Source organism: Streptomyces sp. Ru62 (genome assembly GCF_002920615.1).
GTDB lineage: Bacteria > Actinomycetota > Actinomycetes > Streptomycetales > Streptomycetaceae > Streptomyces.
Genome location: NZ_PQSU01000036.1, coordinates 1 through 20471, shown reverse-complemented (window position 1 = coordinate 20471; position 20471 = coordinate 1). Strand labels below are relative to the sequence as shown.

The window sequence follows — 20471 nt, the reverse complement described above, 5'->3', positions numbered from 1 at the left end:
GGCACACCCGCTCGGCTCACGCCTGCCCGGGCGCCGGAACCCTGCCGGATCGGGGTGTCGGAACGGTGGGAGGCCACGGTCTCGCGGCTCGAAAGACCCCCGGCCCGGCGCATTCGGGTGAGGCGGCGTCATGAAGCGGAGCGCGCAGCGGTGATCAGCTCCGCAGCCCTCTCCGCCACGGCGAGGACGGTGGCATTGGGGTTGGCGTCGGGCAGCGTCGGCATCACGGAGGCGTCGACGACCCGCAGGTTCTCAAGGCCGCGCACCCGCAGGTCCTCGTCGACGACCGCAGTCGGTCCGGTGCCCATGCGGCACGTGCCCACCGGGTGGAAGTAGGTGATGACCCCCGCTCGCAGGTAGGCACGCAGTTCCTCATCGCTCTCCAGCTCCGGACCGGGCAGTACCTCGCGGTCCCGCCAGGGCTGCAGGGTCTTGGAGCCACCCACCTCCCGGGCCAGCCGCAGCGCCGTCAGCATGCGGTCCACGTCGCGTTCGTCGGTGAAGAAGCCGGGATCGATCGCTGGGGAGACCCGGGGGTCGGGCGAGACCAACGAGACGGAGCCCCGACTGTGCGGGGACAGCACGCTGAAGGCCACGGTGTAACCGCTGTCCAGTCCAGGCGGCCCGATCGGCACGTCCACGAACAGCAGGTGCAGGTCGGGCCGAGACACACTCTCGGCGCTGCGCACCGCGGCGAGGACCTCGACGTGGTTGTTGACGCCGGGGGGCATGTCCCGGGCCGCGGAGTAGGTCACTGTTCCCAGTGTGTGGTCGGAGAGGTTGGCACCGACTCCGGGCGAGTCGAGCACCACCTCGATGCCGTGCTCGCGCAGGAGATCCGCCGGGCCCACCCCGGAGAGCTGGAGCAGGTGCGGCGAACCGATCGCGCCCGCGCTGAGCACCACCTCACGAGCGGCCCTCGCGTGCGCCTCCTGCCCGTCCCTGACGTAGCGGACTCCGGTGCACCGAGTACCGGAGAAGGTCAGTGCGACAACCAGGGCATCCGTGACCACGGTCAGGTTCGGCCGCTTCGCGGCCGGCGTCAGGTACGCGTCCGCGGCGGACTGCCGCACCCCGTCGACCGCGGTGACCTCCGTCCAGGCGACGCCTTCCGCGTTCGCGCCGTTGAGGTCGTCCGTCGCGGGAATGCCGAGCTCGACGAACGCCTCATAAGCGGCCTCGGAGACGGGGTGACGCGCGTCCGGGACGCGAGGCCGCATGAGGCCGTCCGTGCCCCGGTACCGCGGGTCGAGGCCCTCGGTGCGCTCGCTGCGACGGTAGTACGGCAGCAGCTCGGCCGAACTCCAGCCGGCGACGCCCCACGCATCGACCGCCTCGCGGTGGCCCCGGACGTTCATGAGGGCATTGATGGCGCTGGAGCCGCCCAGCACCTTGCCCCGCGGGTAGTCGATCTCCCTGCCGTCCAGGGCCGGCTGCGCGACGGTCCGGTACCCCCAGTCGACCTCGCTGCCCCAGAGGCTGAACCACGCGCCCGGTACGGACATCGCCGCCGGCCCCTCGGCCTGCCCCGCTTCCACCAGCAGGACCCGGATTGCGGGGTCCTGCGACAGACGGGACGCGATGACGGAGCCGCCCGTGCCGCCCCCCACTATCACGTAGTCGAAATCATCCCCGGCGGACGCCATGGGCTTCTCCTCACTGATCGCTCGTGCAGCCGCACACACGGACACGGCAGCCCGTGGGTGAAACTGCAACCGCTCACAGCCTACGCTATCTGAAGGCAGGTGCCCTCAGATGGAGGTCTAGCGCCACCGCCCATGCGGCAGAGCACACATGCGTGTCGCTCAGTCACCGTCGGAAGGTGTGGCAAGTTGCTGCTCCACGCCTTGGACGAGCAGCATCGCGTGCTCGACCAGCAGACGGTCGTCCATCTCCAGCACCCCGATCAGACGATCGGTGAGCATTCCGTTGACCCCCGACACGAGCGCCTGAGCGAGGACCGAACGGTCGACAGGCGACGAGGGGTGCGGCAGCGGCAGAAGACCGGCCATGGCTTCCGCGTAACGGCGCAGCGCCCTCCAGCGCAGTTGCTCGATGGCGGGCGACACACCCGCCGTCTCGAAGAACTTCACACGGGCCATGACCTTGTCCTCGCTCAGTACCGCGACGAGATTCTCCAGCATGCGCCGGATCTGCTCCCGTGGCCGCGCCGAGGGATCGACGTCCTTCACGGTGCGGGAGAAGACCGTCTCCTCGATCTCCGTGTAGACGGCGCCGAGCAGGTCTTCCTTGCCCGTGAAGCTCTCTGCGAAGTAACGGTCCTGTAGTCCGCTCTCCCGCAGGATGGCGCGGATCGACGTACTGGCATAGCCCTGGGTGCCGAACAGCCGGCGCCCGGTCGCGATCAACAGGGCCCGCCGTTCAGCGGAGCGCTGCCCGGCCGTCTTGCCCGCGTAAGTCCTCATCCCGTCACCATAGGCACATGCGGGGGTGCGCCGGACCAGGAGGTGGGGGCATTGCCGAAGGGGACATGCCCCCTGGACCGGAGTCCGCGAGCCGGCGGTCGACCAGATCGGGGGTGACGGGGTCGTTCTCACACCAGTGGACGGTGGGGTGGCTGCCGCGGCGCGGGGCGGCGAACCGGCTCGCCGTCCAGGCGGTGGTACCGGGTGCGGTGGGTGAGCCCATGGCGCCGGCGACACCAGGCGGGCCCACTGGTGGCAAGTGCCAGTGGCTCCGGCAAGGGCGAGCACGCCGGCGGCGGTCAGGGCACCGTCGTGAGCCCGACGTCGCGGAGGGATCCGTGCAGGCACGGGTGGCAGGTGTGTCCCTCAGGGCGGGACACACCCGGGGAAGGGGGCTCGCGCGGGGCGGCCCTGCCGCTGCCGCAGCACGGGTGTCGGAGGTCGGCATCCGGACCGCCCCGGCCGCCCTCAGAGGCAGGAACAACTCGCCAGGCTCCGCGCAATCGCCTCCTACGACCCGGACACCCAGACGTGGCATGCCCGCCTCGGCGCGCTCGACCTGGCCGGCGTGCAGATGATGCAGACCCTCTTCGACGCCGCGCGCATCCACGGCACCGAGGTGTGCCGACACCCGTGGCGCTCCCGGCGCACTGGGACGGCCCCACCTTCGCACCGAGCCCTGACGTAGCCGCTGTGCTGGAGGCACAGGCCGACCGCGATCGGTTGCTTGGCCAGCTTCGCTTGGCGTGACCGGCCCGCACCAGGCCTCGAACGGGTGTGTGGCCTGAAGCCGACGGGCGGTGCGACAGCCGGACCACGGCTGACTGGTCCCTGGGTCGGTGATGCCGGCCCCGGGGTGCTGTCCTCTCGGTAGCGGGCATCGGAGGATGTCAGGCGCTGCCCCCGGGGGGGAGCGCAGGTGATGGGCGGGTGTTGCGCCAGGGCGGGTTCGGTTCGGGCCTTCCAGGAGTGCTGAACAGCGTCTGGGCGAAGAGGCAGCGGCAGCTCCGGTACTGCTCTACATTGCCTGACATGTCTGCGACTGCTGCCCGGTCATGGGGTCCTTGGCGTGATATCCGTCCGATGAAGGACTTCGGACACGTCCACTTCGTCAAGCACGAAGACGGAACAGAGGGCGTGCTGAAGTCGATGCGGCCGGGCAGGGGCGGAAAGGTCAACGCAACTACGCGGCAGCGCTTCCAGGAGGAGGTGCGACGCATGCAGCAGCTGACCCGGGACGGGGTCGCGGGCATCGTGCCGGTGCTCGATGCCGACCCGGACGATCCACCGCAGTGGTTCGTCATGCCGAAGGCCGTGAAATTGCGCGATGTCCTCAGCCCGGATGCCCGGCCGGCCGAGCTGAGGGAGGTGGTGGAGGTGATCTGCCAGGTGGCCGGCACGCTGGCCGCACTGGCCGAGCGGGACATCTCGCACCGGGACATCAAGCCCGACAACCTCCTCCACCTTCAAGGTCGGCCGGTGGTCGCGGACTTCGGCATCGCCGCGTGGCCGGAACGCCCGGAGCTGACCGCCGCGACTCACAAGATGGGGCCGATGTACTTCCTCGCGCCCGAGATGCGGTTCCCCGAGCCGGGCACGCCCGGCTATCCGGCGGATGTGTGGTCGCTGGCCAAGACGCTGTTCGTCCTGGCCAAAGGCCTGAGGTACCCGCCTGAGGGCACTCACTACGTGCAGGGCAACGAATACTCGCTGTGGGCGCAGGGCGGGGAGGCGGCGATGGACCTGGCCCCGGTGCTGGAGGCCGCGACCGCCTACGAGCCACGCGCCAGGCTGACCATGGCAGTCTTCCGCGCCGAGCTCGCCGCGTGGCTGGAGCTGCATCCGGACCCGGTCGCACCCGCCCATCCCGCCCTCCGGAAGGGCTTTCGCGCCATTGAGGCGGTCACCGTCGACATGCGCCGTCATGAAGACGAGTTGCGGCGGCTCCTGCCCGACCAGATGCGGCGCCTGGCCACGGCGCAGCACGGTGAGAGCGACCGCTGGCTGCCGCAGGCGTTGCGTGAACGGTATCCGGAGGGAGTGCGGCTGATGGACCCGCACGGCTATCCCGACGATCCTGACGATCCCGGGTACGACATGGGGGTCGACGGGATGGTGCTGTCGAGTACGGTGCCGGACGCGGCGGGACGGCGGATCGTGCTGGGCGGGTTCCTGATGGGGACCACCACGACGCTGGCGGCGGAGATACAGCAGGACGACAAGGTGCTGGCCGGCTGGAGCGAGGATGTGAACGTTCTCCTGCCCAGCGCGGTGGTGGCTCTGCGGCGTATCACCGGAGAGGCGGCGGCCGCGTACGCCAGACTTCCCTGACACGGGGCCCCGAGCGCGCGTGCCGGCCGCGTGAGAGGGGCCCCCGCGATGTGGACGCCCTGTGCCGGCGGACGAGGTGCTGGGCGCCGTCCGCGGCTAGCGGCGGACCGAGGGCTCCGTTCGTCACCGGGGAGGTGCACGGCGGTCCCCTGCCGGAGACAGGGGAGCGTTGTGGAGGGTCCACCCGCCCCTCCCCCGGTACGTCCGTCAGTGGCCGCGCATATGCTGGACGACCACCGTCGGGCCGATCCGGGGGGAGGCGGGCGCCGCCCTCACCGCCGCGGGCACCACGGCACCGGGATTCCCGGCCGTCCCGTGCGCCAGGACGCGGGGGCCCACTTGCACGCCGGAGGCAGAGGTATGGACACCCCGCGCATCTCGCGCCGCGCGCGAGCCGTCGCGCCCTTCTACGCCATGGAGTTCGGCAAGCACGCCGCCGCCCTGGAGGCCCAAGGGCACCGCGTCGTCAAGCTCAGCCTCGGCGAACCCGACTTCGGCGCGCCCCCGGCCGTCCTGGAAGCCATGCGCGAGGCCATGGACGGGAGACCCCTGCCGTACACGCCCGCCCTCGGCCTGCCCGCGTTGCGGCAGGCCATCGCCCGCTTCTACCGTGACGCGCACGGGGTGCCGGTCGATCCCGGCCGGATCGTGGTGACCGCCGGCGCCTCGGCCGCTCTGGTCCTCGCCGCCGCCGCCCTCGTCGACCCCGGGGACGAGGTTCTCATCACGGACCCGTCGTACCCGTGCAACCGCCAGATCATGGAGAGCTTCGGCGCCCGGGCCGTCCTGGTGCCCACCACCGCCGTCGGCCGCTTCCAACTGGACGCCGCGTCCGTGCGGTCACACTGGACGGACCGGACCCGCGGGGTCATGGTCGCCACACCGTCCAACCCGACCGGTACGTCCGTGCCGGCCGCCGAGCTGGCCGCGATCTGCGCCACGGCCCGCGAGCGCGGCGCGTGGCGCCTGGTCGACGAGATCTACCTCGACCTGGGCGACCACGACGAGCACGGCCGCCCGCCGGCGAGCGTGCTGGCGTCCGACCCTGACGCCCTGGTCGTCAACAGTTTCTCGAAGTTCTTCGGCATGACGGGCTGGCGGCTCGGGTGGTGCGTCGTCCCTGAGACGCACGTACCCGTGATGGAGCGCCTCGCCCAGAACTACTTCCTGTGCGCGTCGGCGCCCGCCCAGCAGGCCGCGCTGGCCTGCTTCACCCGCGAGTCGCTCTCGGTCTGCGAGGCGCGCCGCGAGGAGTTCGTCCGGCGCCGCGCCCTCGCCGTCGAGGGCCTGGAGAGCATCGGCCTGCCGGTGCCCGTGCGCCCCGACGGCGCGTTCTACGTGTACTTCGACGTCAGCGGCACCGGACTCACCTCCTGGGAGTTCTGCGAACGCGCCCTGCGCGAGGCACATGTCGCCCTGACCCCCGGCAGGGACTTCGGCGTCCGCACGGCGGACACCCATGTCCGCCTCTCCTGCGCCGCGGCGGCGGACGAACTGCGCGAGGGGATCGCCCGCCTCGGCACGCTGGTGGCGACGCTCGGATGACGTGTCAGGACCGGAGGGCGGCCCTGACGCCGCTCGGAGGGCGACGCACCGGCTCCGCCGGACCCGGCCGGGCGGCGGCACCGGAGAGAGGACCGAGCGGGACGGCCGGGACTAGACTGTCCGGGGTGTTTCCTCGCGAGGGAGCAGGAAACCACCCAGAACACCTCGCTGGTCGGCCGTACGGCGACGCTCCGTCCTAGCCGAACGCGCACGACAACCGGAAGCAGTGCCATCGGACATGATGCTGGCGATCGTCTTTGCCGTGCTTGCCGCGGGCAGCAACGCATGGGGAACCGTCCTGCAACGGCGTGCCGCCGGCAGCGTCCCCGCCTCGCGATCACCCCTCCGGCTCCTCGCCGGTCTGCTGCACAGACCGGCGTGGCTCGGCGGCATCCTCGGAGTGACGCTCTCGGCCCTCTTCCAGGCCCTGGCCCTGAACGCCGGATCACTGGCGACGGTGCAACCGGTCTTCATCCTGGAGCTGCCGATGGCCCTGCTGTTCGGCAGCTTCGTCTTCCGGGTGCAGGTGTCCGGCAAGGCGTGGTGGTGCGTGCTCTGCATCTTCGCGGGGCTGGCGGTCTTCCTGTTCTCGGCCGCCCCCACGGGCGGACGCGACCAGGTTCCCGGCCCGTGGTGGCCACCGACGATCGCCGTCGTCGCCGCGGTGGAGGCGGCACTGGCCGTCACCGGCCTCCGCCGGCCGCCCGGTCTGGCCAGGGCCGCCTGTCTGGCGGCCGCGGCGGCCATCGGCAACGCGCTCACGGCGGCCCTGGTGAAGTCCGCCATGGACGTCCTGTCCCGTGACGGAGCGGCCGGTTTCTTCCTCGCCTGGCAGACGTACGGATTCGCCGTCGCGGGATCGCTCTCCATCGTGCTGCTCGGGTACGCCATGCAGGGCGGACCGCTGATCGCCTCCCAGCCGGCCCTGACCCTGGGCGACGCCGCGGTCAGCTTCGGTCTGGGTGTGACCTTGTACGCCGAGTCGCCCCGGCAGGGGCTGTGGCTCGTGCCGGCCCTCGCCGGCCTGGCGCTGCTGGCGTACGGCGTCTTCACGCTCTCCCGCACCAGGTGCCTGGCCAAGTGCGTCGACCGGGACGAGCCGGAGGGGGACCGGGAAGCGGGTCAGCGCGCCGCGGCGATCATGTGACGACGGCGTGCCGGACCGAAGGCGCGCATAGGGGAACGTAGGGACACCACTGCCGACCCGGGGGACCGCGGGTCCGGCGTACCCGGGAGATTCTGGGGAGCCGGTTCCACGGCCTGTCGCGTACGGGTTCCGCAGCGACGAGAACGGGAGCTCGCCGCACACCCCGCCGGGGACTCCGAGCCGGCACACGCATCACAGCGGACGCGGAACGGGAGGGGCGAACCGGCCCCTCCGCCCCGGCCGACGCCTCACCGCGGTGTACACCACCAGCCGGTTCGTCCGCGGCGCGCCCTCGTACGGCGAGCCGGCCGACACCTCCCGAGCCGTGCCCGCGGCACCGGTCGGACCGGTGCCGCGCCCGGTGGTCGGCCGTGGGTAGGACCGCCCGGCGAAGATCCTGCGGTCGGTCGGTCGACGCCGAGCTGGGACAGCAGGGTCTGATTGTCCTCGATGTGCCGGTCCTCGACGATCTGCCGCTCACCGTGTCCGCTTCGGTGGACGAGATCATCTTCGTGGTCGTCCTTGCCGGCAGCGTGGCCCTCCGGTTCGCGTGCACTTCACGTACGGCACGCGTACGAGAAGCGCACGGATGCCGCACGAGAGGCTCCGAAAGTGGCGGGGTCCGCGGCGTGGCCCCGATGTGGGGACAACGCGGGCCGTCAGGGCGCCGGCGGGTGCGTCTGGCTGAATGCCGCTGCCGAAGAATCAGGCACGTCCCGTGAACAGCACCTGATGCACGTCACGTTCATGGGATGCGGTCCTTCGGATGCTGCTCGGCTTTCGCGGTGCGCTGCTTTGTCGGTGGGGGCGCGTAACGTTGGCCGGCACACCGAACTCGCAGCAGGAATCGTCATGCCACTCACTGGGGAACAGCCCGCTTCCGTCGCCGTGCCGGCCGCGCGCCGGCGCCGGCCGCGGCGGTCGTCGGTCCGTCATGGCCAGGCGTCGTGCGCCGACTACGGCTGCACCCGCGCCGAGTGCCGCCAGGCAGCACTGCGTGCCCGCCGCCAGCGCAACCAGGACCGCGCGCGTGGTCTGTCCGCCCGGGTGCCGCCTTATGCGGCCGCTCGGTGGGCGGTCCGGTTGCGCGAGCAGGGCATGTCCGCGCAGGACATCGCCGACCGGGCCGGGCTGTCCGTGACCCTGGTCCGCCGTGTGCTGCGGACCCCCACGCACGGCAGCACGGTCCGGGACATCGCCCGCACCACTGCGGACGCCATCCTCGGCGTCCCGCTCCCCCACCGTCGCAACCCCGGCGCCCCCGGCCTGACCGACTCCGCGGAGGCATCCCGGTTGCTGGCCGACCTGGCCCGTGCAGGATGGCCCGCCACCACACTCGCCCAGCGCCTGAACGTCAACCCACGCACCGTCGCGGAGGTCCGCGATAAGCGCCCCCGCCTCCACCTCGACCTGGCGTTGCGGATACGCCGCCTGCACCGCGACATGATCGGCCTCGATCCGGCCGGCTACGGCATCCACCCCACCGACATCGCCCGCACGCGCGCCGCAGCCACCCGACGCACCGTGACGCCAGCCGCCTGATCCGGGCAGCTCCTATGGCCCAACCGCTGATGAGGCTCCCCCTACACTGTGGCGCTGCGGAACACGAAGGCCTTCAAGGAGGCCGTTGCCCAGACCTCGGCGGAACTGGCCCAGCGGGGCGTGCCGCTTGCACCCGCGATGGTCGGGGACACCATCGTCAGGAACGTCAGCACGGTGGCCGAACTCCTTTGTATCCAGGCGCGGTCGGCCTGGCGGTATTTCGACGCGGCCGCGCTCGCCGACAACCTCGCCACAAGCGCGCGCACCTTTGAGCAGAGCAACGCCGACAGCGGTGTGGGAAGCGCGCCGATGCCGTCGTTCGACAACCCCGAGCTCGCCCTGGTCCTCGCAAGCACCCGAATGCCCTCGCCCTAGCGGCGGAGACCTGTACAACGTCATCCTCAGCGTCGCGGTGAACGCATGGATGGCCGGCCTCATCCACGGCGAGGACGGCTGCGCCGGGTACGACGGCAGCCGCGGCCCGTCCGGCCACGACTGGGAAGCGCGGATGCGAACCATCACCGGGCAAGTGGTTCGACCAGGACGTGTGGACCCGCGCGGTCAACAGCTCCGGCTTCACCGTCACCCGCCACTGACCCCTGGATGCTCGTCTATCGCGCGGCGCGAAGCGACTTCATCAGGATGCGGCGGCGGGCCGGCCCGCCGCCGGTAGCGCCCCGCACCCTCACACTGCGCCTCCTCGGCGGAGGAGACGCCGCTGGATGGCGGGCGAATGACGGTGGCTTGTCAGTTACGCACGGGCGCGGCTTCTCGATGTCCCTCCCCCTGCCACGGCGGCACCGCAGACCGGCGTCCGTCCTGGATTGTCAGGGGAGGCTGCTTTCATGACGCCATGAGTACAGTGCGCGAGACCGCCGCCCTCCTCCCCAACCCCGCCCGGCTCCGGGCCCATCTACGTGCCCTGGCCGCCCTGGAGGGGGCGATTTGTGACGATCCACGGTTTTGCCAGTACACCTTCCACGCCGATTGGAGCCCCGGTATCGAGGCGGCCCTGATGGAGAACGGCTCTGGAGACGACTTCGCCGTCCTCTTCACTCCGGCCGGCGTGCTCATACGCGGCTTCGACCACGAGTCGGAGATGAGTCCGTACGGCGCGGACGACAAGCAGGTCTGGCCCGGTGTCATCGACGAAGTGCCCGCGGCGTTGCGCCCGCTTCTGGACGAGCCCGCCTTCCATGACGAGGGCATCGATGCCCCTAGGATCACCGCCTGCCTGTGGCAGGCGACCGGCGACACCGTCTGGCGCACCGGCTCGGCCATCGCCTTCCCTGCGGGCAGCGAAGACCCGGACGGCTCGGGCTTCCTCTTCCACCTCCTCACAGACCGTTCCGCTGAGACCGTTCAGGCATGGTTCGAGGACTACTACGAGCGCCCCGTTCCCCTCGACGCCGTCCGCCACGTCCTCGCCGGACACCCCCTCACCCCCGCGGTTGCCAAGGCACTCAACCCGACCGCCCCCTCCCGGGCAGCGCCGCCGCACAGTGACCGGCGTAGCTGAGAGTGTTCGACCGGACGGTGATGGGGATTCTTGAAACCGGCTCTGTCCGCAGTTCCGTGAAACGGCCAGGTGCCGGCAGGGTGGCCAAGGTCGATTGTCAGCGGGGCGTGACAGAGTGCGCGGTCATGGAGATCGACACGTTCTGGGACGTCATCGAAGCCGCGCAAGCCGGGGCTGCCGCAACGGGCGAGCCATTTGACGAGGCTGCCGTCAAGCAGCTCGCGGACAGACCGCAGCAGGAGCGGTCTTCCGGCGGCAGACTCCACGGACGGCCCGGCCGCACCGCATCCGCGTCCTCCCGTCGCAACGCGGTGACCAACCTGCCGAAGCAGCGCGGGCTCAGCCCAGTGAACGGAGCTGTCCAGGACGACTCGGACGCCGTGATCACAACTGCCACAGCCCGTCATCATCATCGCAAGGCAAGACCGCTTCCCTTGAACAAGATGGGCGCCCGCGACTGCACACTCCGTACTCCGATGCCGGCTCAAGCGGCGATCCCGGATTCGGGTTGGAGTGCAGGGCCGAGCAGCAGTCCCCCGTCCAGGACGAATTCCGAGCCCGTGGCGAAAGATGCGTCCTGGGAGGTGATGAAGAGCAACAGGCGGGTGATGTCAGAGGGTTCGGCGAGGCGGGGGATGGCGAAGGGATCGGGTGAGTAGAAGTCGGCGATGGCCGGCTGGCCTGCGACGGTGGGTTCGTTGATCAGCGGTGTGGAGACGACGCCGGGGTGGATGGAGTTGACCCGGATGTTGTCCCGTCCCAGCTCCAGCGCGGCCGTCTTGGTCAGCCCGCGTACGGCCCACTTGCCGGCGGTGCAGGGGGCGTAGAAGGCCGTGCTGACATGGGCCATGGTCGAGGCGATGTTGACGATGGTTCCGCCACCGCCCCTGCGCATCGACGGAGCCACGGCCCTGATGCCGAGGAACTGGCCGGTGCCCCCTGGTCGGCTCAAGTCCAGGCGGCAGGGTGGGAGGGTGCCGTTGCCGGGCGGGCCCGACCTACGTCACACACCTGCACCCCACAGGCCGGCGTCGCCCTGTTGGTCGGCGTCGGCTCTGGGGGCCGCCTCCGCGCCCCGGGGACAGCCGTCTGCGGCGCGGAGCCGGCCGGCCGCGCGTCACGTGCCGAGCGAGGACGAGACGTCGCCGACGATCTCGCGGGCCAGCTCGGTCACGTCGCCCTGGGTGACGGGGAACTCTCCCGGTGCGACGACTTCCCTACGTCCAGCACAACGGGTTCCCTCTCGGCGGGTGGCTCACCATCGAACGCGGTCCCCCGGTCCCGCGTCCGCGGCGTCGAGGTGCGGGTGGCATGCGCGTGGGCTGTCGGTCCTCTCCCTCGCTGCCGCCACGTCTTCGTCCGCTCCAGTAGAGCAGCCAGTCAGTAACCCTCTGACCTGCACAGTATCCCCTGGGAAAGTACCGGCCCTTGCGGGTAACCGCCCTCCCGCGTCTACCTTTCATCACCAGGGAGCCGGCTCCCGGCGGCACGGCGGGGCCGCGACCACCCGCCGACCTGGTGACACCGAAAGATCGAGAGAATCAGCATGAGTACCGCATCCCCCTCACCGCACCGCGCCCTTCTGGTGATCACCAGTCACGGTCAGCTGGGCGACACGGGCAACACCACCGGGTACACCGTGTCGGAGGCGGCCGACCCGTGGCAGGTGTTTGTGAACGCGGGCTGGGAGGTGGACCTCACCACCGTACGCGGCGGCCGCCCGCCGGAGGACGGTTTCGGCGACCCCACCCAGCCCAATCAGGCGGCGTGGGCCGCCGACCCGGGCGTCCAGGCCAAGCTGGACACGGCACCCGCCCCGGCCGAGGTCGACCCGTCACGCTACGACGCTGTGTACTTCGTCGGCGGCCACGGCAGCATGTGGGACTTCCCCGGCAACAACGACCTGTCGCGCCTGGCAGCCTCCGTCTACGAGCACGGCGGCGTGGTCGCCGCGGTCTGCCACGGGCCGTCCGCGCTCACCACGCTGCGGCTTTCGGACGGCTCACTGCTGGTCGAGGGCAAGAGCATCGCGGCCTTCACCGACAGCGAGGAACGGGAGATCGGCCTGGACGGCGTCGTGCCGTTCCTCCTGCAGTCCCGGCTGGAGGAACTTGGGGCCAAGCACACCGGCGCCGCGCACTGGAAGAGCCACGTCGTCGTCGACGGCCGGCTGGTCACCGGGCAGAACCCGGCGAGCGCCACAGGCGTCGCCGAAGCGGTGACGGACATCGTGCACGCGCGCTCCTGATCCGCCCCGGCCGGCTCGCCTGCTGCCGGGTCCGGACCACGTGCCGACTGGTCCCGACCCGGCAGCCGGGCTGCCGTTCAGCCGGAGTGTGACGTACAGCCCGGACTCCACATCACTGACGGCACTCCTTGAACGGCATCCCCGCCCGCTCACCGCCATGCACGACAGGATCCGACCACAGGGAGACAGCATCCGGCACGGGCCGACGAGCCCGACGACGAACCGGACGCGCTCAGCCGCCCGGGCTGGCAGCGCGTAGGCGCCCGCGCCGCCGCCCGCGCCGCCCGCGACAAGGGCGAGCCGGGGGGACGTATCCAGGGATTTGCGTCGGTGCCCTCGCCGAGTATGTCCTGGGTGATGGTGGCGTGCATCTCGCTGGGGGCGGCCGTGTCCGTCGCGTACCCATACGACCTTGCCGCCCCAGGTGGGGTCGGCGGTGCAGCCGGACAGGCCGAGGGGGTCGGTGAGGGTGAAGGAGTTGGGAACGTAGGCGTAGTGGTGGGCGGCGGGCGCGAGTCCGAGGGAGTCTGGGGTGAGGTATCGGCCCAGGCGGGGGTCGTAGTAGCGGTTGACGTTGTGGTGCAGGCCGGTTTCCGGGTCGAAATGCTGGCCCGGGTAGCGCAGGGGTGTGCAGGCGATGCAGTCGCGGTTCCACTGGGTGGCGCCCCAGGCGGTGCTGCGGGCGCGCCAGGCCGGGATGCCGTGGGGGGTGATGAGTTCGCTGGGGGCACCGGTGAGGTCGGCGACGATGGCGAAGAAGCGGCGGTCGACGGCCTGCTGCTGGTCAGCGTTGGGCCAGGGGGGCGCTGTCCCAGGTAGTGCCACGTCAGGGATGCCGTCGGTGTACTGTTCCGGGCCCTTGTCGTAGCAGGTGGCGAGACCCCGCCATGCCCTGATCTTGTTGATGCCGCGTTCGACAGTGTCGCGCTCGCGGTAGAGGTCGGGGTCGCAGCGGAACCGGTCGTAGACGGTCTGCCACGGCGCGCAACACTCGGGCATCTCTCGCCACTGGGCCCCGGACCGGAACTTCCACACGACGCCTTCGAACCGGGCCCTCGGGTTCTGCGGATACAGACCGAAGGCGCCGATCGGCAGCGGCCCGACCTGATCGGTGAGCCGGGCATCGGATCGCGACCGGCGACAGGCCGGTGTGATGATCCCGCCCATGGCTGAACACGGTGCACCGCGGGCCACATACTCAGGCGACAGGGGTAACAGCTCAGACCTGGTCCACGGGGTCGAGACCGGGAAGCGGGATCCCCCCGCCCCGATCACCTCGACAAGGCCAGCGAGGGGCTCGGGGCGGGGCGGGCTGCCCGCGGCGACGAAGGGGGACGTGCGACGCCTCCGGCCCGGGCTCCGTCCTGGCTCCGGTCAGCCGCGCCGGCGCCGGGCGACGAGGAACACACCGGCGCCCACGGCCACGGCGAGCAGCCCCGCCGCTCCGGCGACCCAGGGCAGTGTGCCGGCGCCCGTGGCGGCCATGGAGCCTCCGGTCGCGGAGGACTCCTGCGCACCACCGCCGCCGGTCTGGGACGCGCCGCCGGATGTCGTCCCGCCGGATGCCGTGCCGCCGGACGAGCCCGATGAGGCGCCCCCGTTCCCGTCGCCGCCGGCGTCACCACCGCTGCCGCCCGTCGTCGGGCCCGTGCCTCCGCCCGGCACCGTCACCGTGACAGGGGCGGTGTCGTTCTTCGGGTCGCTGTCGCTCTCGCTGAGAACCTCCAGGGTGACCTTGCCGGGCTTGAGGGCGGACGGCTTGTCGATGCGCAGCCCGAAGGACCACACCAGCCGCGCGCCGTTCTCGATCTGCCAGTCCGTCGTCGTCTGCACGCACTCGTACTCCTTGCCGCCCGGCTCGGAGGCGCGCCCGCCGCCGACTCTCGTGTAGCACCGCTCCGGCACCTTCACCGCGGTCGTGCCGGGCGGGACGGTGAAGGTCGTCGTCACGGTGGGATCCTCGATGGGCCTGCTGCCGGTCCAGGTTGCCGTGCGCGCGGGGCCGTTGTTGTGGAACCCGATCTCGGCGGTCACGGTCTCGCCCGGGCGCCCCTCGACGGAGGCCCCGACCGCCTCGATGTCCGCGGTGTTGTCGACGGTGTAGGCGACGCCACCAAGACGCTGTGGCGTCCCCTTCGGCGCGTCGGCCGGGCGCGGCACGAGCCCGAGCTTCGGGCCGCGGCCGACGTGGACGTCGGTGAGTTCCTTCCACTCCCCGGAACTGGACCGGGAGACGGACCAGGCGGCGTTGCGTACGTCGTCGGCGATCTTCAGCGGGCCCGGGTACAGGTCGTAGTACTGCCCCGGCTCAAGGGTGTCCTCGACGTGGCAGAGGGCCGCCGCGTAGGACACGTCGGTGAGTTGGTTGCCCATGTCCCGGACGGGCAGTGTGCCGTACGTGCAGTTGCCGAACTCCTGCTGGAACGAGGCACCGTCGGCCTGCATGCGGAAGTAGGCGCCGTCGATCGCCTTGTCGCCGTAGTTGGTGTACCCGATCCCCGGCCGCACCAGCGCTCCCGGCTCGACCTTGCCCTGGACGGACCCGGTCGTACGGTCCGTGACAAGACCCACGTCCTTGACGGTCACCGTCCAGATCGTCTCGGTCATCGCCACGCCGTCCGCCTGGCCGCCGATCCGGATCTCGCCGGTGGCGCCGGCCTTCGCCCCCCGCAGGCTCCGCGCCACGAGCCCACCCAGGAACGCCTCCCTGCCCGGGGCGGGCGGGTCGACGGGCGAGCAGCTGAGGACGCCCTCGGACTTCTGCCCGCACCCGGGGAGGGTGACCTCGGCGATTCCCTTGAGGGAGGTGTAGTCGACGGTCAGCGTGTACGACTTCACCTTCGTCCTGCCTGTGTTCACCAGCGTGACGGAGTTCCCAGAACCGACATCTTCGCCGTAGGGCGTCGCTTCCAGTGCGTACCGGTCGAATACCGACTTGACCACCAGCCCAGCCCCGTCGGCCTGAGCCGTCCCAGGTGCCCCGCCCACCCCCAAGGCGGCCAGCACCAGCACCCCGCCGGCCATCCCCGCACCCCAACGGACCTCGCGCACTCCCGCACTTCCTCTCTCTGCACGTCCTACGCCCCCCTACGACCACGCTCCGCGCGAGAAGGTTGTACGCGGGTACGTCACCCGCGGACGTGCGCTCGGGCCGGACCTCGTGCGGGCAGGTCCGGTGGCGGGGAACGGGCCGGACGCTCCACCGCCGTGGTCCGTCTCCGTCCACAGCAACGTGCCCACCCGGCGTTCCACCGGCTCGATCTCCGTCAGGTCCACGTTCAGCGCCGCGATCTCCCGCGGCAACGGAACTTCCAGCACCCCCTGCAACGCCCGTGTCAGCAACGCCGAGTCCTTCTGCAAGACCCGGCGCAGCGTCAGTGCTGCGGGGCGCGGAGGCCCGCGTTGTCATACACGGCGGGACGTTCTGCCGCAGGGCACCGAGGGCCTGCGTCCGGCGGACCGGTCGGCACCGGCCGCTCTTGGCCGCCGCCCAGCACTCGCCGGTGTGGACGAAGTCGACGTTCATGCGGTTCAGACGGAGCGCGTGCAGTTCGTCGGGGTCTTGGTGCGTCGAGGTACGCGGAGACCGCGTACCTCGCCGTCCCGCCGTCCCCGGGACGGGTGGGGCCGGAGTCGGCGGGCACCGACAGGAGCGCGTGGTCACCCGCACCGCCGGCGACGAGGAGGTCGCCCGCTGGTGTGGTGGCCGGCGCGGTCACTCGGGAGCCGACGGGCAGAGGGCTTGCGGCCGTCCCCACCCGGACATGTGCGGCTCGTACCCGGCTTTCGTTGGCAGTCTTGCGGCTGTCTTGCGGCTCCGATGATGTCGAAGTGTGGCCGGGGCTACTTGATGTCGACGTAGTCCGCCGCGGAGGTGACCGCCGGGGTGGTGGACGTGCCTGCGAAGGAGTACCGGAAGTAGCCGTCCGCCGTGGCCTTCGTCGTCGCTTTCAGGTTGCCCTTGCTGTCCGTCGTGAGGGTCTTGAGGGTCTTGAAGGTGCTGGTGCCCTTCTTCTTGAACTGGAGCTTCACGGGCTGCTTGGCGTAGCCCCCGTACTTGTAGGTCTCCCAGTCGGCGCGGGTCAGGGCGCCTGTGACGGTGATCGTCTTGTTCCTCTTCACCGGTTCCGGCGAGGCGTTGACCGTCAGCTTCAAGTTGCGCAGGACCTTCGCCCTGGCAGCGGAATCCTTGGTGTAGTAATCGCCGTCGTTGGCCAGGGCGGTGGCGGTCACGGTCCAGGTCCCGGCCGTGGTGTTGTCCTGGGGATCGATGCGTGGACGCATTTTCAGCGTCCAGATGCAGGTGGTCGTGGTGAAGCTCTGGCGCACGCACGTGCCCTCGACGTCGTCCGGGATCACGAGACCGTAGTAGTCCCCGTTGGCCAGGGGCTTGTTCCACATGACGGGGAAGGTCTTTCCGACCTCGATGCCCGAGTCGTCCGTGGCGGTCACCACGATGGTGAACGTCTTCACGGCCGTGGTCCCCAGGACGATGTCCTTGCCCCCGTTGACGACCACCTTCGTGATCCTGATGTCGCCGGAGAAGTCGTCCGCATGGGCGGCCGCCGGAACAGTGAGTGCGGAAAGGGCAAGGGCCCCGGCGAGGCCCGCCACGATGGTGCGGTGCATGAAGGCATGTCCCCCATGTTCCAGCGCCTCAGGAACGTCTTGAGGCGGAGCTGACAAAGCCCACCCGGTACAGAGGCGGCACGGACATGACCATCAGGTCGCCGAAATGGTTGCCCATCGATCACAGCTGGCAGGACCGGTGTGGGGCTCGATCGACCGGAACGCCGATGGCGGAGGCCCACATCATCGGACCGACTCACCGGTCCACCGCTCGGGAGAGGTGGCCAAGAACCGCGCCGAGGCCGAGGCCAAGTCCGGCGGCACGTCGGAGGCGCCGGAGGCCGAGGACGCACGACGGCGGCGGCTCCTGGAACAGGGCATCACCAGCGCGGCCAAGGCCGGGCCGGCCCTGGTCCGTATGAGCCAGAAGCGCGGCAACCAGGTCTTCGGCTCCTTCGATGCCGTCGAGACGACGTGACCCTCCGGGAGAACGGAAGCGTCACTCTCGACGTGGACGGCACGTTCGACCTGCCGGAGCCGTTCGATCGGGTCACCCCTCCCATGCATGATCACCACCACCGGCATGGCGGTACTCAAGGCCGACCACCCGGCCAATCGGACTATCGAGTCTGGGTTCCGGGCTTTGACTATCCCGGTCCCCGACGTGATCCAGGCGCTGAGCGCCCGCGAGGCAGCCCTCGCTGGCGACGGATCCGCAATCCGCTCCTTCAGGTCGCAGGTGCTGGGACTGCGGAGCGGATGCCTCCCCGGTCGACTGCCCCGGGGAGGCTCGTGTGGGCGCTCAGCGTGTCCGTTAGCCGCTGTGAGCCCGCTCGTACGCGAACTCCTTCTCTCCACCTCCGCATGCGGAGTTGAACGGGTCATCCAGGCTGCCGAAGATGACCCACCCGTCATCGGAGCCGTGTCGCACGCCTACTTGGGCCTCGCTCTGATCACCCGCCGCCCGATTCTTGAACGGGATCGCAACCACTGGGTCACCGTCCTGGTTCTTGCCCTTGACATACGCGGCCGAGAAGTCGAGAACGTTGTCAAGAACACCGCCGCATGCCTTCTCCCGTGCCTGGACTGCTGCCACCGCTGCGTCGTCATCACTGCCGCTGGTGAGCAGGGTCACGGCGGTGACCAGCACAGCCAGCGCGAGCACAGGCCATGCCACCTTCGGGTATCGCTCGAACAGAGATCGCATGAATTACCACCCGTTATATGGTGCTCAGGGCGCCGATAGTTTGGAATCCCGGGCCGAGGGCCGATCCTGCACCACCCTCGTCCACACACGGATCGCGTCGTCGGCGCGGACGACGACCGCAAGGATGGTTCCGGTGGTCGCCCCCGGTCACCACGGGAGGACGACTGCCCGCTCCCGCAGCAGCTGCTCCTCGCGCGGGTTCAGTTCGGCGTAAAGAACGATTTCATCGATGCTGGAAAATATCCCGCCTACTCGCGCACGCGCCCCGACGATCCGAGAGGCTGCATCCGCTGACAGGCGGAACGCCCGGCTCAAGGTCTCCGCCTCCACACCGTTGATGTCGATGAGTCCGCCATCGTCGAAGCCGGCGTGTCGATTGGGGTCACCGATACCGAGTTCAAGTGCGAGACGGGGATTCTCCAATGCGATGCGCTTCCCCTCATCCCGCTTACGCATCTCTGCCTCGATCGAAGCAACCGTTGCGGAAGAGACGCTCACCGACGGGGACGCCGTCGCACCAGCCGCGATGGCCGGAACGGCGCCCGAGTGGACAGCATCGGAGAGACTGCCTACCCATACACTCGACAGTGTGGTGAGATCGGGCTCGAGGTAGATTTTCGAGTCGAGTTCGACGTGGTCTCCCCACTTCTTCTTCGAAGCGAAGACGAAGTATCCGGCAAGACGTCGTCCCGGGTGGAGTACCACATCGAACAAGGCGCCATCATGAAGATCCAGTCCCGTCGCCTGACGAGCCGGATCGCCGACGCGTGCGAAGTGGTACTGGTAGTGCAGGTCGAACTTCAACTTCTTGGATCCGGTGTTCTCGACAACGGCATCGATCTGGAAGAAATTGAGAGAATCAACCGATCCGCTCATGCCGTTGTCCTTGGCAGCCCTCTTGAGGGTTTTCTCAGGCAGATCCGGCGTCTGGATGTTCGTGAAACTCAGCTGGAGACCACAATCAAAGATATGAGTTTCGCCCATCTTCAGTAGATCAGGCGCCGTTTCATCACGCTTTCCCACGTCTCCTCCTCCGAAATCAGGGCAGGGGTACTTGCCCTCTGGTTGTTCGATCGCGAATGCTTACATGATCATGGCTCCACTTGCCGGTGGAGCCGTGGGTACTTCGCCAGCACGCGAAGCGCCCCCCTGGCCAACAGCGCTGGGGAATCCTGGAGATCGAGCCGCCGCCTCCGCGCAGCTGATCGACGAACGCAGCGCCTGGCGGCAAGTGCGCCCCCAAGGCGTTTCGGCGACTGCAGCCGGGCGCGCCAGCGGAGACGATGCAGCCACTGGCGCAGGGCAGGGCCCGCGACACCGGGAACGGCCTTGGCATTCGTGTCACCGCCCGTCGCGTTCCGGTCTCAGGGCGGTCAGCACGGGAATGTGTGCTGAGCCCCGCGCATGTGGGCCACGGTGTAATCCCACTGGCGCCCCAGTGATCGGTGCGAGGACACCTGTCCTAGGGTCTCGCCGAACTCGCCGTTCTCGGCTTCCTTTGAGGTGAGTTGTCACGTGCCTGGGCGTGGGACTGCCCACGCGGATGTCGTCGTAGCCGCGGGTGCCGGCACAGCCTCCGTCGCCGTCGGCCACCACGCTGTCGGTGAGGACGAATTTCCCTTCAGCATGAAGGTTCCAGGAGCGTCGGACCCGCTGACCGTGGTGATGACCCGCGCTGCGCCGACGAGGCCCGCGCCCACGACGAGCCCGAGCAGGGCAGCGGTGAGCGGCCGGATGCGGTTCCACGCCTTCGGCGGCTGAGGCGGCGGCGCGCCCCAGCCCCGCTGCGGGCCGCCCCATGGCTGAGGCTGCCCGGGCTGTTGCGGGCCGTTCCAGCCGGGCTGGTGGGGCTGCCGCGGGTACTGGTTGCGCATGGTTTCCTCTGGGACGCACCTGTGCTTTGCGGGTGTGTGACTCGTGAAAGGGATGTGTGGTTG

15 protein-coding genes and 4 pseudogenes are annotated in these 20471 nt (G+C 70.0%); 8 read left to right on the top strand and 11 right to left on the bottom strand.

The window, feature by feature from the left end; genetic code table 11:
- Positions 1 to 128 precede the first annotated feature (128 nt).
- Both C3492_RS35835 and C3492_RS35830 read right to left on the bottom strand, forming a co-directional pair.
- A complete protein-coding gene (locus C3492_RS35835; protein ID WP_103816827.1) occupies positions 129 to 1646 on the bottom strand; it encodes a GMC family oxidoreductase in 1518 nt (505 codons plus the stop codon).
- A 159-nt stretch (positions 1647 to 1805) separates the two neighbouring features.
- A complete protein-coding gene (locus C3492_RS35830; protein ID WP_103816826.1) occupies positions 1806 to 2426 on the bottom strand; it encodes a TetR/AcrR family transcriptional regulator in 621 nt (206 codons plus the stop codon).
- A gap of 1083 nt (positions 2427 to 3509) precedes the next feature.
- On the opposite strand from C3492_RS35830, the gene C3492_RS35825 reads away from it, so the two are divergent.
- The 6 genes from C3492_RS35825 (at position 3510) to C3492_RS35795 (ending at position 10510) form a co-directional block, all read left to right on the top strand.
- Positions 3510 to 4757, top strand: a complete 1248-nt coding sequence (locus C3492_RS35825) for a protein kinase (RefSeq protein ID WP_181140719.1) — start codon at positions 3510 to 3512, stop codon at positions 4755 to 4757.
- Positions 4758 to 5117: 360 nt separating this feature from the next.
- Entirely contained in the window at positions 5118 to 6302 is a 1185-nt protein-coding gene (locus C3492_RS35820) for a pyridoxal phosphate-dependent aminotransferase (RefSeq protein WP_103816824.1), read from the top strand.
- A 238-nt stretch (positions 6303 to 6540) separates the two neighbouring features.
- On the top strand, positions 6541 to 7449 hold the full coding sequence (locus C3492_RS35815; protein ID WP_103816823.1) for a DMT family transporter: 909 nt from the start codon (positions 6541 to 6543) through the stop codon (positions 7447 to 7449).
- A gap of 852 nt (positions 7450 to 8301) precedes the next feature.
- Complete coding sequence (locus C3492_RS44300) at positions 8302 to 8991, top strand: hypothetical protein (protein ID WP_146075753.1); 690 nt, start codon at positions 8302 to 8304, stop codon at positions 8989 to 8991.
- A gap of 48 nt (positions 8992 to 9039) precedes the next feature.
- A complete protein-coding gene (locus tag C3492_RS46250; RefSeq protein WP_258056079.1) occupies positions 9040 to 9366 on the top strand; it encodes a hypothetical protein in 327 nt (108 codons plus the stop codon).
- 478 nt (positions 9367 to 9844) lie between these two features.
- Entirely contained in the window at positions 9845 to 10510 is a 666-nt protein-coding gene (locus tag C3492_RS35795; RefSeq protein WP_103816821.1) for a hypothetical protein, read from the top strand.
- Between the two features lie 238 nt (positions 10511 to 10748).
- Here the strand turns inward: C3492_RS35795 and C3492_RS35790 are convergent.
- Both C3492_RS35790 and C3492_RS35785 read right to left on the bottom strand, forming a co-directional pair.
- Positions 10749 to 10907, bottom strand: a pseudogene (locus C3492_RS35790) (IS5/IS1182 family transposase); the annotation flags it as partial.
- A gap of 87 nt (positions 10908 to 10994) precedes the next feature.
- Entirely contained in the window at positions 10995 to 11462 is a 468-nt protein-coding gene (locus C3492_RS35785; RefSeq protein ID WP_258056078.1) for an SDR family oxidoreductase, read from the bottom strand.
- Positions 11463 to 12056: 594 nt separating this feature from the next.
- Here C3492_RS35785 and C3492_RS35780 point away from each other — a divergent pair.
- A complete protein-coding gene (locus C3492_RS35780) occupies positions 12057 to 12758 on the top strand; it encodes a type 1 glutamine amidotransferase domain-containing protein (protein WP_103816820.1) in 702 nt (233 codons plus the stop codon).
- A 507-nt stretch (positions 12759 to 13265) separates the two neighbouring features.
- On the opposite strand, the pseudogene C3492_RS46245 reads toward C3492_RS35780, so the two are convergent.
- From C3492_RS46245 to C3492_RS35760, 5 genes and pseudogenes are all read right to left on the bottom strand, one after another.
- Positions 13266 to 13655: pseudogene (locus tag C3492_RS46245) on the bottom strand (RHS repeat-associated core domain-containing protein); the annotation flags it as partial.
- Positions 13656 to 13709: 54 nt separating this feature from the next.
- A pseudogene (locus C3492_RS46240) lies at positions 13710 to 13853 on the bottom strand (transposase); the annotation flags it as partial.
- 279 nt (positions 13854 to 14132) lie between these two features.
- Entirely contained in the window at positions 14133 to 15809 is a 1677-nt protein-coding gene (locus tag C3492_RS35770; protein WP_146075752.1) for a hypothetical protein, read from the bottom strand.
- A 367-nt stretch (positions 15810 to 16176) separates the two neighbouring features.
- Positions 16177 to 16284: pseudogene (locus C3492_RS45180) on the bottom strand (DUF6233 domain-containing protein); the annotation flags it as partial.
- A gap of 317 nt (positions 16285 to 16601) precedes the next feature.
- Entirely contained in the window at positions 16602 to 17387 is a 786-nt protein-coding gene (locus C3492_RS35760; protein ID WP_103816817.1) for a calcium-binding protein, read from the bottom strand.
- Between the two features lie 220 nt (positions 17388 to 17607).
- On the opposite strand from C3492_RS35760, the gene C3492_RS35755 reads away from it, so the two are divergent.
- Positions 17608 to 17805, top strand: coding sequence for a hypothetical protein (locus C3492_RS35755; protein WP_103816816.1), 198 nt, complete (start codon positions 17608 to 17610; stop codon positions 17803 to 17805).
- Between the two features lie 336 nt (positions 17806 to 18141).
- Here C3492_RS35755 and C3492_RS35750 read toward each other — a convergent pair whose 3' ends face one another.
- Both C3492_RS35750 and C3492_RS35745 read right to left on the bottom strand, forming a co-directional pair.
- Positions 18142 to 18534, bottom strand: a complete 393-nt coding sequence (locus C3492_RS35750; RefSeq protein ID WP_146075751.1) for a hypothetical protein — start codon at positions 18532 to 18534, stop codon at positions 18142 to 18144.
- Between the two features lie 147 nt (positions 18535 to 18681).
- Positions 18682 to 19557, bottom strand: coding sequence for a hypothetical protein (locus C3492_RS35745; protein ID WP_146075750.1), 876 nt, complete (start codon positions 19555 to 19557; stop codon positions 18682 to 18684).
- Between the last annotated feature and the right edge of the window lie 914 nt (positions 19558 to 20471).

Bases quoted from the DNA above. Each gene is read 5' to 3' on its own strand.
- C3492_RS35835 (WP_103816827.1), bottom strand. From the start codon at position 1,646: ATGGCGTCCGCCGGGGATGATTTCGACTACGTGATAGTGGGGGGCGGC.
- C3492_RS35825 (WP_181140719.1), top strand. From the start codon at position 3,510: ATGAAGGACTTCGGACACGTCCACTTCGTCAAGCACGAAGACGGAACA.
- C3492_RS35830 (WP_103816826.1), bottom strand. From the start codon at position 2,426: ATGAGGACTTACGCGGGCAAGACGGCCGGGCAGCGCTCCGCTGAACGG.
- C3492_RS44300 (WP_146075753.1), top strand. From the start codon at position 8,302: ATGCCACTCACTGGGGAACAGCCCGCTTCCGTCGCCGTGCCGGCCGCG.
- C3492_RS35750 (WP_146075751.1), bottom strand. From the start codon at position 18,534: ATGCGATCTCTGTTCGAGCGATACCCGAAGGTGGCATGGCCTGTGCTC.
- C3492_RS35820 (WP_103816824.1), top strand. From the start codon at position 5,118: ATGGACACCCCGCGCATCTCGCGCCGCGCGCGAGCCGTCGCGCCCTTC.
- C3492_RS35795 (WP_103816821.1), top strand. From the start codon at position 9,845: ATGAGTACAGTGCGCGAGACCGCCGCCCTCCTCCCCAACCCCGCCCGG.
- C3492_RS35815 (WP_103816823.1), top strand. From the start codon at position 6,541: ATGATGCTGGCGATCGTCTTTGCCGTGCTTGCCGCGGGCAGCAACGCA.
- C3492_RS35780 (WP_103816820.1), top strand. From the start codon at position 12,057: ATGAGTACCGCATCCCCCTCACCGCACCGCGCCCTTCTGGTGATCACC.
- C3492_RS35760 (WP_103816817.1), bottom strand. From the start codon at position 17,387: ATGCACCGCACCATCGTGGCGGGCCTCGCCGGGGCCCTTGCCCTTTCC.